Annotated in this window: 10 protein-coding genes; all 10 read right to left on the bottom strand. The window is 64.3% G+C overall.

What is annotated here, in order from left to right:
* Positions 1 to 148: 148 nt before the first annotated feature.
* Positions 149 to 1,831: a cell division protein FtsZ gene (gene ftsZ, locus FJ949_RS08805; protein WP_140495229.1), complete on the bottom strand. Its 1,683-nt coding sequence runs from the start codon at positions 1,829 to 1,831 to the stop codon at positions 149 to 151.
* 66 nt (positions 1,832 to 1,897) lie between these two features.
* The gene (ftsA, locus tag FJ949_RS08800) at positions 1,898 to 3,205 is read right to left on the bottom strand and encodes a cell division protein FtsA (RefSeq protein WP_140495227.1); all 1,308 of its coding nucleotides are present in this window, start codon (positions 3,203 to 3,205) and stop codon (positions 1,898 to 1,900) included.
* On the bottom strand, positions 3,202 to 4,143 hold the full coding sequence (locus tag FJ949_RS08795; RefSeq protein ID WP_140495225.1) for a cell division protein FtsQ/DivIB: 942 nt from the start codon (positions 4,141 to 4,143) through the stop codon (positions 3,202 to 3,204). The genes ftsA and FJ949_RS08795 overlap by 4 nt, the downstream gene beginning before the upstream one ends.
* Positions 4,131 to 5,057 carry a D-alanine--D-alanine ligase gene (locus FJ949_RS08790; RefSeq protein WP_140495223.1) on the bottom strand — a complete coding sequence of 309 codons (927 nt, stop codon included), beginning with the start codon at positions 5,055 to 5,057 and terminating at the stop codon, positions 4,131 to 4,133. Before FJ949_RS08790 ends, FJ949_RS08795 begins: the two co-directional genes overlap by 13 nt.
* A 301-nt stretch (positions 5,058 to 5,358) precedes the next feature.
* The gene (gene murB, locus FJ949_RS08785; RefSeq protein WP_140495221.1) at positions 5,359 to 6,324 is read right to left on the bottom strand and encodes a UDP-N-acetylmuramate dehydrogenase; all 966 of its coding nucleotides are present in this window, start codon (positions 6,322 to 6,324) and stop codon (positions 5,359 to 5,361) included.
* Positions 6,321 to 7,721, bottom strand: coding sequence for a UDP-N-acetylmuramate--L-alanine ligase (gene murC / locus FJ949_RS08780; protein ID WP_140495219.1), 1,401 nt, complete (start codon positions 7,719 to 7,721; stop codon positions 6,321 to 6,323). The genes murB and murC overlap by 4 nt, the downstream gene beginning before the upstream one ends.
* Positions 7,718 to 8,845 (bottom strand): undecaprenyldiphospho-muramoylpentapeptide beta-N-acetylglucosaminyltransferase, encoded by a 1,128-nt coding sequence (gene murG, locus FJ949_RS08775; protein WP_140495217.1) that lies wholly within the window; start codon positions 8,843 to 8,845, stop codon positions 7,718 to 7,720. The genes murC and murG overlap by 4 nt, the downstream gene beginning before the upstream one ends.
* 1 nt (position 8,846) lies before the next feature.
* Positions 8,847 to 9,998 carry a putative lipid II flippase FtsW gene (gene ftsW, locus FJ949_RS08770; protein WP_140495215.1) on the bottom strand — a complete coding sequence of 384 codons (1,152 nt, stop codon included), beginning with the start codon at positions 9,996 to 9,998 and terminating at the stop codon, positions 8,847 to 8,849.
* On the bottom strand, positions 9,998 to 11,398 hold the full coding sequence (murD, locus tag FJ949_RS08765) for a UDP-N-acetylmuramoyl-L-alanine--D-glutamate ligase (protein ID WP_140495213.1): 1,401 nt from the start codon (positions 11,396 to 11,398) through the stop codon (positions 9,998 to 10,000). Before murD ends, ftsW begins: the two co-directional genes overlap by 1 nt.
* A 9-nt stretch (positions 11,399 to 11,407) precedes the next feature.
* Positions 11,408 to 12,490, bottom strand: coding sequence for a phospho-N-acetylmuramoyl-pentapeptide-transferase (mraY, locus tag FJ949_RS08760; protein WP_140495211.1), 1,083 nt, complete (start codon positions 12,488 to 12,490; stop codon positions 11,408 to 11,410).
* Positions 12,491 to 12,509: the final 19 nt, after the last annotated feature.

The raw sequence follows: 12,509 nt of genomic DNA, 5'->3' as shown, positions 1-12,509 counted from the left end.
GATAGTCCAAATCACGGTTTCTTACTCTTTGTAACCGCAACCGACGTATGGATAGCCTCTTAAGTGCTTGAATTTCCATTCTTTTAAACGTTAACAGGCAAGCAATTCCTTGCTTGCCTGTTAACAATTGTTACAGCCCGTTAACCGCTCAGTTGGCCTGGCGACGCAGGAACGCCGGAATTTCCAGCTGGTCGTCCTCCTGAGTCGCCCTGGCCTGCGGCGTCAGGCGGCCTTGGTCGTCGAGCTGGCCGCGACGAGGCGCGTAGAGCTGCGCGTCCTGGCTTGCCAGACGGCGCACTTCCGGTGCGGCCTGACGCAGCTTGGGCTCGCGCGGCTGCGCCGGCTGCAGGCGTGCAGGCTCTTCCTCGCGGCGCGTCAGGCCGTTGGTCAGACGCTTCAAGAGCCCCATCGGTCCGCTGTTCTCATGGTCGGCCGGGCGGCTCTTGGCGTCGACCTCGGCCTTCACGACAGGCGGAAAGTCCTCGACGCGCGGCATGCGCTGGGGAGCCATCGCGACCGGCTGCTGGACTTCGCGCAGGATCTCGCGCGGCTGAGGCGCCGGCTGCATCTGCTGGACCACGGGCTGCACCATCGGTTGCGGCTGCGCCGGCGGAGCCTGGAAGATCTTGCTCTGCGGACGGAAATCATCCGCATGGGCAATTGGCGCCGGACGGGCTTGTGCCATCGCCGCGGCGTTTGCTTCGGCCAGTTGGATCGCTTCCGCGACCGGATCGGCGGCGCGCGGCTCGAACGCAGCCTGCTGGACCGGCGCGGGGCGGCTTTCCGCCGCGGCAACGGCCGGGCGGGCGGCCGGCTTCTGCGGCGCGGTGCGGATCGAGATCGGCGCGGCGGCGATTTCGGCCGCCGACTTGTCGATGCCGGTGGCGACAACCGAGACGCGGATGACGCCTTCGAGCTCCTCGTCGAAAGTGGCGCCCAGGATGATGTTGGCGTCCTGGTCGACCTCCTCGCGGATGCGGGTCGCCGCTTCGTCGACTTCGAACAGCGTCAGGTCGCGGCCGCCGGTGATCGAGATCAGCAGGCCCTTGGCGCCCTTCATCGAGGTCTCGTCGAGCAGCGGGTTGGCGATCGCGGCTTCCGCGGCCGCCATCGCGCGGCCCTCGCCCGATGCCTCGCCGGTGCCCATCATCGCCTTGCCCATCTCGCGCATCACCGAACGAACGTCGGCGAAGTCGAGATTGATCAGGCCTTCCTTGACCATCAGGTCGGTGATGCAGGCTACACCCGAATAGAGAACCTGGTCAGCCATGGCGAACGCGTCGGCGAAGGTGGTCTTGTCATTGGCCAGCCGGAACAGGTTCTGGTTAGGGATGACGATCAGCGTGTCGACGCATTTCTGCAGCTCCTCGATGCCGAAATCCGCCGTCTTCATGCGGCGCTGGCCTTCGAAATGGAACGGCTTGGTGACGACGCCGACAGTGAGGATGCCCTTCTCGCGGGCGGCGCGCGCCACGACCGGCGCCGCTCCCGTGCCCGTGCCGCCGCCCATGCCCGCGGTGACGAAGCACATATGGGTGTTGGACAGGTGATCGATGATCTCGTCGATGCATTCTTCCGCTGCCGCGCGGCCCACTTCAGGCTGGGATCCGGCGCCCAGCCCCTCGGTGACATGCGCGCCGAGCTGGATCAGCCGGTCGGCTTTCGACATGGTCAGCGCCTGCGCGTCGGTGTTGGCGACAACGAACTCGACGCCGCGCAGACCGGCGGTGATCATGTTGTTGACGGCGTTGCCGCCGCCGCCGCCGACGCCGAACACGGTGATGCGTGGCTTAAGCTCGGTGATGTCCGGCTTTTGCAGATTGATGGTCATTGTCTCCGTCCTTTGCCTTTCCTGCCGCTTCGCCGCCGCGGCCACTTATGGGGCTGTCCCCGTCAATTAGAAACTGTCTCTCAACCACTGACTCATGCGATGCAGTTTTCCGCCCGTTCCGGTCATCCTGAGACCGGAAATTCCTTTCGCCGGATGGCTCTCGAAGCTCGCCATCTGCGGATAGATCAACAAGCCGACGGCCGCCGAGAAGGCCGGCCCCTTCGCCGCTTCGGGCAGGCCCGCCACGCCGAGCGGGCGGCCGATGCGCACATTGCGCCCCAGGATGCGGCGCGCCGCTTCCGGCAGGCCGGCAAGCTGGCTGGCGCCGCCGGTCAGCACCACGCGCTTGCCCACCGCATTGCCGTAGCCGGACTTGTTCAGCCGGTCGCGCAAAAGCTCGAGCGTCTCGTCGATGCGGGCACGCACGATGCGCGTCATGACGGAGCGCGGAATCTGGAGCGGCACTTCGCCCTCGTCGCCGATCGGCTGGATCGAGACCAGGTCGCGGTCATCGGCGCTGCCGGGCAACGCCGAACCGTGCATCACCTTCAGCCGTTCGGCGGCATCGAGCGAGGTGGACAGTCCCTTGGCCATGTCCAGCGTGACGTGGTTGCCGCCGATGGCGATGGCGTCGCCATGGACGAACTTGCCTTCCGAAAACACCGAGATCGTCGTCGTGCCGCCGCCCATATCGATGCAGGCGGCGCCCAGTTCCAGTTCGTCGTCGACCAATGCCGCCAGCCCGCTGGCATAGGGCGTCGCCACCATGCGCTCGACCGAAAGATGCGAGCGGTTGATGGAGAGCTCCAGGTTGCGCATCGGAGCGGCGTCGCCGGTCAGCACATGCATGTCGACGCCAAGCGTGTCGCCGACCATGCCGCGCGGATCGCGCACGCCGCGCTCAGCGTCGAGCGAGAAGCCGACGGGGAGCGAATGGACCACCTCGCGCTCCGTCTTCAGCGCCTGCTTGGCGCCGGCACCGAGCACCCGCTTGATGTCGGCCTCGTCGGCCTCATGGCCGCCGAGATTGATGGTTGCCGAGAAAGCTTCGCTCTTCAGCCGGCCGGCGGTCATGTTCACGATCAGCGAATCGACCGTCAGCCCGGCCATGCGCTCGGCGGCGTCGACGGAGAGACGAATGGCATGTTCGGCACGATCGAGATCGATGACGACGCCCGATTTGACGCCCTGCGACTTCTGGTGTCCGATGCCGATCACCTGGATGCGGTGCGAGCGTCCGCGCAGCAGCTTGCCGTCATCGCATGGCTTCAGCTTCGCCACCATGCAGCAGACCTTGTTCGAACCGACATCCAGCACCGTCAAGGTGCCGGAGCGGCGCGACGAGGCATCGCTTGAACCGCCAAGCCAGCTCATATCTTCGTCTCCGGCTTGCGCTTCAGCATTTTCGGCTTCTCGTTGAGCGCGGCTTCGCGCTGGGTCGCCGCCTCCGGCGTCAGTTGCACGACCAGCCGGTCGGACAGCCGCATGTCGACGGCGGCGATGTCGCGCGACAACAGCCCCTTGTCATGGTCCATGCCGACGAGTTCGGCGAGTGCCTGATCCTCGCCATCCTCGGGAAGCTTGACAGTGATGCCGTTGTCGAGCTTCAGGTCCCAGCGCCGATCGCCGACACGGACATAGCCCCTGATGCGGGTCGCGAGATCCGGGTATTTTTCGATCTTCGCCAGGAATTCCGGCGCCTTGGCCGGCGCGCCGGCTCCGATCAACAATGGCAGCAGCACCTGCTTGCCACCCGAGAACGGTGCGATAACGGCACCGTCTTTTTCGATGACGGAGAGATCGCTGCCCTGCTGCCAAAGTGCGAACGCCTGACGCTCCTCGACGCGCACCTCCAACGTGTGCGGATAGACCTTGCGCACCGCGGCGACCTCGATCCAGGGCAAGGTGGCGATGCGTTCCCGCGCCGCCTCGGCATCGAAGCCGATCAGCGACGTCCAGCCATCGAGCTCGAGCCTGTCGAGAATATCGATCTCGGACGTCTGGCGATTGCCGACCACCTTGACCTGGTCGACGGCAAAGCCGGTCCGGGCAGTGATGCTCTGGACGATGCCGTCGGCATGACCGCCGAGATAGGCGCCATAGGCGCCGCTCGAGGCAATGAGCACTGCCGACATGATCGCGGCGGAGAAGCGCGGCGCCTGGAATTCGCCCTCGCCCAGGCGCGCCAGGATACGCACCGGGCGGCGAAGCACGCGCGGCAGCACGAAATGGTCGAACGACAATGGCAGGCTGAACAGCGCCGGCCCGGCCACGCCCTTCCCCTTGCCCTGCCCCCATTTCAACGCAGACACGAAGCGTCCTCCACCATCCAACTCAACAGATCGCCGAACGAATGCCCTGCCTGGGCGGCGATTTCAGGCACCAGAGACGTCGGCGTCATGCCCGGCTGGGTATTGACCTCGAGCCATACAACCTCGCCATTTTCGGAGTGACGATCGTCATAACGGAAGTCCGACCGGGAAACGCCCCGACAGCCGACAGCTTGGTGAGCCTTGAGCGCCAGTGTCTGTATTTTTTGGTAAATATTCGGTGAAACTTTTGCGGGGCATTCGTGTTTTGATCCGCCCGCGACATATTTTGAATCGTAGTCATAGAACGAATGGCCCGTCGGGATGATCTCGCAGACGCCAAGCGCCACGTCGCCCATGACGGCACAGGTCAGCTCGCGCCCATGGATGTAACGCTCGACCATGACGGTATCGCCATATTTCCACTCGGACGAGCCGATGACCTGCGGCGGATGCGACTGCCCCTCATGCACGATCACGACGCCGAAGCTCGACCCCTCATTGACCGGCTTCACCACATAAGGCGGCTTCATCGGATGGTTGTTCTGAATGGCGAAGCGATTGGCGACCTTCGATTCGGCGACGGGGACACCGGCCAATTTCACGACTTTCTTCGACTGCTCCTTGTTCATCGCAAGCGCCGAGGCGAGCACGCCGGAATGGGTGTAGGGAATGCCGAGATATTCGAGAATGCCCTGAATGGTGCCGTCCTCGCCAAAAGGACCATGCAGCGCATTGAAGGCGACATCGGGCCTGAGATCGGCAAGCACGGAGCCGACGTCGCGCCCGACATCGACGCGCGTGACTTGATAGCCTTCCGTCTCAAGCACATCGGCACAGGCCTTCCCCGAAGACAGGGACACGGGCCGCTCGGACGAGAAACCACCCAGCAGGACGGCCACATGCTTGTTTTTCATTCCCCGTCATCCCCTCTCACGGCGGATCAAAAACCAAGATTTCCGCAACATTGAGTCCGAGTCTCCCGGCAGGTTGCCCCCCAGACGGAAAACGCGGGAAACGCGTCGAACGACTCAAATCAGGAAACGCTTTGGAGCAGAGAATCAGAGAGTTGATTCACTGGCAAGTGCTTATGATTCCGAGAGATTCACTTTCTGAGAAAATGGATGCGAAAACCGTGCTGTTGAGTCTTTGGAGCAACGGTCGCGCGGTCGTTCCGGACCGGTTGAAGTTCATGCGTCACATGAACTTCAACCGCGGCTAGAGCAGCTGTCCAAGAAACTCCTGGACGGCGTGTCCGGGGCGGAAGTCCCCGATGCGCTTGATCTCCCAGTGCAGCCGGATGCCGGAATGTTCGAGCACCCGCGTGCGCACCGTTTCGCCGAGATATTCGAGTTCGTAGCCGGTCGCTGTCCCGGTGTTGATCATGAAATTGCAGTGCATGGGCGACATCTGCGCGCCGCCGATCAGCAGGCCGCGGCACCCGGCCTTGTCGATCTCTTTCCAGGCTGAGGTGCCTTCAGGATTCTTGAAGGTCGAGCCACCGGTCTTCTCGCGGATCGGCTGCACCGTCTCGCGATGGTTCTGCACCGCGTCCATCGCCGCCTTGATCACTGCCTTGTCCTCGGCAAAGCCCTCGAAAATCGCCGAGGTGAAGATCAGCCCGGACGGTGCCGACGAGTGCCGGTAGGCATAGCCCATATCGGCATTGCTCAGCGTCTGGACGTTGCCTTTGCGGTCGAGCGCACGCACCTCGACGACGCGCTCGCGCGTCTCGACGCCATTGGCGCCGGCGTTCATCCTCAGCGCCCCGCCGATGGCGCCCGGTATGCCGTGGTAGAAATGGAAGCCGCCGATGCCGGCTTCCAGCGCCACCGCGGCGATGCGCTTGTCGGGCGTGGCCGCGCCAGCCTTGATCGATGTCGGCGAAACAATTTCGGTTTCACCGAACCCCTTGGCCGACAGCCTTATGACGAAACCCGGAATACCCCCATCGCGCACAAGCAAGTTCGAGCCGACGCCGACTATGGTCAGCGGTATCTCTTCGGGAACCGCTTTCAGGAAAGCAGCGAGATCCGCCTCGTCCGCTGGCTGAAAGAGCGCCTCGGCCAGTCCTCCGGCGCGGAACCAGGTGATCTTGTCCATCTCGGCATTCGGCGTGATGCGGCCGCGCAGGCCGGCAAGCCGGCCGCCAAGTCTGTCGATCAGCGCCTGGCCCTGCATCATGAGACGGCCAGCTCCTTGGGCAGCGCATAGGCCCATTGCGTGATGTTGCCGGCGCCGAGGAAGACGACGAAGTCGCCGGGCCTGGCCAGATCACGGACAACAGGCGCTATTGCTTCCGGACCCTCGATGTAGCGCGCGTCGCGATGGCCCCCGGCGCGGATGCGCGACACCAGCGCATCCGAGGTCACGCCTTCGATCGGCTCCTCGCCGGCGGCGTAGACCGGCGCCACCATCACCGTGTCGGCGTCGTTGAAGCAGGCGGAGAACTCATTGAACAGATCATGCAGCCGGGTAAAACGGTGCGGCTGGGCAATGGCGATGACGCGGCCCTTGGTGGCGCTGCGCGCGGCTTTCAGCACCGCAGCGATCTCGACCGGATGGTGGCCGTAATCGTCGAACACTTCGACGCCATTCCAGGAGCCGGTTTGGGTGAAGCGACGCTTGACGCCGGCGAAGGACGACAGGCCTTTCTTGATCGCCTCGGCCGACAGGCCGAGCTCATGCGCCACCGCGATCGCCGCCGTCGCATTGGAAACGTTGTGGCGGCCGGGCATCGGCAGGCGCAAATCCGATATCGTCGTCTGGCCGCGTCCCTTGCGGTCGCGGATCACCACGTCGAATTCCGAGGTCGCGCCGGCCATGCGATGGTTGGTGAAGCGCACGTCGGCCTGCGCGTTCTCGCCATAGGTGATGACGCGGCGATCCTCGATTCGGCCGACCAGCGCCTGCACCTCCGGGTGGTCGGTGCACATGACGCCGAAGCCGTAGAACGGCACGTTCTCGACGAACTGGCGGAAGGCTTCGCGCACCTTCTCGAAACTGCCGTAGTGATCGAGATGTTCGGGATCGATATTGGTGACGACGGCGATATCGGCCGGCAGCTTGAGGAAGGTCCCGTCGCTCTCGTCGGCTTCGACCACCATCCACTCGCCGTCCCCCATGCGCGCATTGGTGCCATAGGCGTTGATGATGCCGCCATTGATGACGGTCGGGTCGAGCCCGCCGGCTTCGAGCAGCGTCGCTACCATCGAGGTCGTCGTCGTCTTGCCGTGCGTGCCGCCGATCGCCACTGCCTGGCGGAAGCGCATCAGTTCGGCCAGCATTTCGGCGCGGCGCACGATCGGCAGCAATTTCTCCCGTGCCGCCTTCAGTTCGGGGTTGGATTTCTTGATAGCCGTCGAGACAACCACCACTTCGGCATCGCCGAGGTTTTCTTCCCTGTGGCCGACAAAGCACTCGATCCCCTTGTCGCGCAGCCGCTGCACGTTGGCGCTGTCGGCCTGGTCGGACCCCTGCACCTTGTAGCCGAGATTGTGCAGCACTTCGGCGATGCCGCTCATGCCGATGCCGCCAATGCCGATGAAATGCACGAGGCCTATGGTCTGCGGCATCTTCATGCGTGCGTTCCCTCCTTAAAATCCGAAACGGTTTTGCGGGACGCAATAGCCTCTGTGAGATCGGCGAGCAACCGTGCGGCATCCGGTTTGCCGACCGACTTCGCCGCGGCAGCCATTGCCGTGAGCCGTTCGGGCTCGGCCATCAGGGCGCCGATCAACGCCGCGATGCGCTCGGGCGAAAGTGAGGATTGCGGCTCCACCTCGCCACCGCCGGCGGCCGCAAGAGCGGCTGCGTTCGCGGCCTGGTCGTGATCGAGCGCATAGGGATAGGGCACCAGCAGCGCCGGTCGCCCGATGACGGCGATTTCCGAGACGGTCGACGCGCCGGAGCGCGACATCACCAGCTGTGCGGCCGCTATGCGCGCCGCCATATCGCTGAAGAAGGGCGAGACCTCGACACCGACGCCAAGCGCGGCATAGGCCGCCTTCACCCGCCCGACATCATCGGCCCGAGCCTGCTGCGTGATCACCAGCCGCTTGCGCAGGGCGTCGGGGAGCAAGGCGACGGCCGCCGGCACCGCATCGGAGAAGAACTGCGCGCCCTGGCTGCCGCCGAACACCAGCAGGCGGAAGGGATCGTTCCCGGCCGAGGCGGCGTAGGCGGTCTTTGCGGCTTCGAGCACCTGTGGGCGGACCGGATTGCCTGTCGTCACCGTCTTGGCGCCGACGGCGCTTTCGTCTTGCGGCAGGAAGCCACCGGCAATCGCATCGACGCGGCTGGCCAGCGCCCGGTTGGCGCGTCCCATCACAGCGTTCTGCTCGTGGATCAGCGTCGGTACCTTGCGCCGCGTCGCGGCGTAGAGCGGCGGCAAGGTCGGATATCCGCCAAAGCCGACCACGGTATCGGGCTTGATCCTGCCGATGATGGCGGACGCCTGGCGCACGCCGCGCCAGATTTTCCAGAAAGCACCAAGCAGGGCAACAGGATTTTTCGAGCCCAGCGTCGCGGACTGGATCGGGTGGATGGCGGCGGCCGGGAAGTGGCCGGCAAAGCGCTCAGCGCGGTCGTCGGTCGCCAGATGCACCGTCCAGCCACGCGCGTTCAACTCATGCGCCAGTGCCTCGGCCGGAAACAGATGTCCGCCGGTTCCGCCCGCCGAGAGAAGGATAACGCCTCTGGCCATGTCACTCCGCCGGCATGGCGCGCTGTGGCAAGGCAAAGCCCACCTGCTTGCGCTTTTCCGGTCGCTTGCGCGTCAGCGCCAGCACCATTCCCATCGAGATGGCGATGGCAATCTGCGAAGAGCCGCCATAGGAGATGAACGGCAGCGTCATGCCCTTGGCCGGCACCAGCTGCAGGTTGACGCACATGTTGATGACTGCCTGCAGGCCGAACACGGTGACGAGGCCGCCGACCGCATAGCGGGTGAAATCGTCATGCTCCTTCAGCGCCGTGTTGAGGCCGCGCAGCACGATGAAGGCGAAGATGGACATGATGAAGAAACACATGATCAATCCGAATTCCTCGCCCGCGACCGAAAAGACGAAATCGGCATGGCTGTCGGGGATGACCCGCTTGACGGTGCCCTCGCCCGGCCCGACGCCGAACCAGCCGCCATTGATCAATGCGTCGCGGCCCATATCGACCTGGAACGTGTCGCCTTCGCCAGTGAGGAACTTGTCGATACGCAGGGCGACGTGCGGAAACACCGTATAGGCGGCAAAGACGCCACCGACGCCGGCCGCTCCGAGCACGACAATCCACAGCCATGGCAGCCCCGCCATGAAGAACACGATGCCCCAGGTGCCGGTCGTCAGCATGGTCTGGCCGAGGTCCGGCTGCGCCACCAGCAGCGACACGACCAGCACCAAGAGCAACATGGCGAAGAGATTGCCCGGAATGTCGGGCTGGCGCTTGTGTTCGGCGAACAGCCAGGCGCACATGATGACAAAGGCGGGTTTCAAAAACTCCGAGGGCTGGATCGACAGGCCGGCAAGCGACACCCAGCGCCGCGCGCCTTTCACCTCGACGCCGATGTAGAGCACCGCCACCATCAGCACCAGCATCAGGCACAGCATGATCAGCGCCATGCGCCGGATCTCTCTGGAATCGAGGAAGGACACCGCCAGCATCACGCCGAGCGCCGGCACGGTGAAGATGATCTGCCTGGTCGCGAAGTGAAAACTATCGAGGCCGATGCGTTCGGCGACCGCGGGGCTTGCGGCGAAGGACAAGACTATGCCCAGTCCCATCAGCGACAGGAACGCCGCCAGGAACCAGCGATCGATGGTCCACCACCAGGTCGCAACCGGGCTTTTGTCGAGACGGCTCTGCATTATCGTGCCCCTCCGATGGGTTTGACGCCCTCGATAGCATTCGCAGCTTGCCTGAAGGCTTCGCCGCGGACCTCGAAATTCTTGAACTGGTCGAAACTGGCGCAGGCCGGCGACAACAGTACCACCGCCTCGCCGCCATCGTCCTTGGCCGCATCATGCGCGGCATGCTCGACCGCGGCTGCAAGCGTGCCCGATATCTCATACGGCACCGCCTCGCCCAGCGTCGCCGAAAAGGCCGGCGCTGCCTCGCCGATCAGATAGGCCTTGGCGATACGCGGGAAGAAGCCGCGCAGCGGCTCGATGCCGCCTTCCTTGGGCAGGCCGCCGGCGATCCAGTAGATGCGTGAAAAGCTCGACAGCGCGGGTGCCGCCGCATCGGCGTTGGTCGCCTTGGAATCGTTGACGAACAGCACGTGGTCCTTGCGGCCGACCTGCTCCATGCGATGCGCCAGGCCCGGAAAGCTTTCCAGTCCGGACTGGATCTCGCCGAGGTCGAGCCCGACCTTGAGGCAGGCGGCCACCGCGGCAAGCGCGTTTTGCGCATTGTGCTGCCCGCGCAGCGAGCCGATGCCTTCGAGGAAGGCGACCCGGCTGTAGCGGCCATGCACCGCTTCCATCAAATTGGTGCCATCGGCGAAATAGCCGTCGGTCAGCGGCAGCCGCTTCGAAATGCGGATGACGTGCCGCCCCGCCCGCTCCAGCCGTTCGGCAATCTGCGCACACCAGGAATCGTCGATGCCGACGATCGCGGTCTCGCTGCCGGCAACCAGCCGCTCCTTGATCGAAGCGTAATGCTGCATGGTGCCGTGACGGTCGAGGTGATCCGGCGTCAAATTGAGCAGGATGCCGGCCGTCGGATTGATCGATGGTGCGAGGTCGATCTGGTAGGACGAGCATTCGACGACATAGTGCCGGTCGGGTTGCGGCGGATCGAGTGTCATCACGGCGCGGCCGATATTGCCGCCCATCTGCGTATCGCGGCCGGAAGCCTTCAATATATGCGCCGTCAGCGCCGTGGTCGTCGACTTGCCGTTGGTGCCGGTGATGGCGATGAATGGGGCGGCTGGCGCGCCGAGCGTCCGCTCGCGGCAGAAAAGCTCGACGTCGCCGATGATCTCGACACCCGAACCGCGCGCCAGTTCCACCGTCCAGTGCGGTTTGGGATGCGTCAGCGGCACGCCGGGCGACAGCACGAAAGCGGAGAACGTGGCCCAGTCGGCTGTGTGCAGGTCGCCGGTTGCAATCCCGGCGGCTGCCGCCTTGGCGACACTGTCAGGATTGTCGTCCCAGGCCAGAACCTCAGCCCCGCCCTCGATCAGCGCGTGCGCGGTCGCGATCCCCGAGCCGCCGAGCCCGAAGAGCGAAACACGCTTGCCTGCGAAGGATGCGGCGGGAATCACGGGGCGCGCCTATCTGAGCTTGAGGGTGGAAAGGCCGACCAGCGCCAGGATGACGGCGATGATCCAGAAGCGGATCACCACCTGGCTTTCGGTCCAGCCGAGCTTTTCGAAGTGGTGATGGATCGGCGCCATTAGGAACACACGCTTGCCGGTCATCTTGAAGTAGCCGACCTGGATGATGACGGACAGGATCTCGACCACGAACAGCCCGCCGACGATGACCAGCACGATCTCGTGCTTGGTGGCGACCGCAACGGTGCCGATCAGCCCGCCCATGGCCAGCGAGCCGGTGTCGCCCATGAAGATCGCCGCCGGCGGCGCGTTGAACCAGAGAAAGCCGAGGCCGGCGCCGATGACCGCGCCTAGCACAACAGCCAGTTCGCCGGTGCCGGGCACGAAATGGATCTGCAGATATTCGGCGAACACCGCATTGCCGGAGAGATAGGCGATGACGCCGAAGGACGCCGCCGCGATCATGATCGGCACGATCGCCAGGCCATCCAGACCGTCGGTGAGATTCACCGCATTGCCCGCTCCCACGATGACGAAGCAGGAGAACGGAACGAAGAACCAGCCGAGATTGATCAGGAATTCCTTGGCGAAGGGGAATGTCAGCGACGAGGAGAACGGCGCCTGGCCGTTATGCATGATCGCCCAGGCGGCAATGCCGGCGATGACGAATTCGAGTGCCAGCCGTGCTTTGCCGGAAAAGCCGAGATGCGACTGTTTCGTCACCTTCAGATAGTCGTCGTAGAAGCCGATCGAGCCGAAGCCCAGCGTCACCAGCAACACCACCCAGACATAGATGCTCGACAGGTTCGCCCATAGCAACGATGAGCCGATGATGCCGGACAGGATCATCAGGCCGCCCATGGTCGGCGTGCCGGCCTTCTTGAAATGGGTCTGCGGCCCGTCGGCGCGGATCGGCTGACCCTTGCCCTGGCGCAACCTGAGCGAATTTATGATGGTCGGCCCGAAGATGAAGACGATCAGCGCCGAGGTGATCAGCGCCCCGCCCGTGCGGAAGGTGATGTAGCGGAAGACATTGAAGACCGAGATCTTGTCCGCGAAATCGACGAGCAGTGTGAACATGCGCTTTTCGTCCCCGACT

The organism is Mesorhizobium sp. B2-4-1, from assembly GCF_006442185.1.
In the GTDB taxonomy this organism is placed as follows: domain Bacteria; phylum Pseudomonadota; class Alphaproteobacteria; order Rhizobiales; family Rhizobiaceae; genus Mesorhizobium.
Note: the sequence above shows the minus strand (reverse complement) of the source record. Positions and strands in the feature narration are given on the sequence as shown.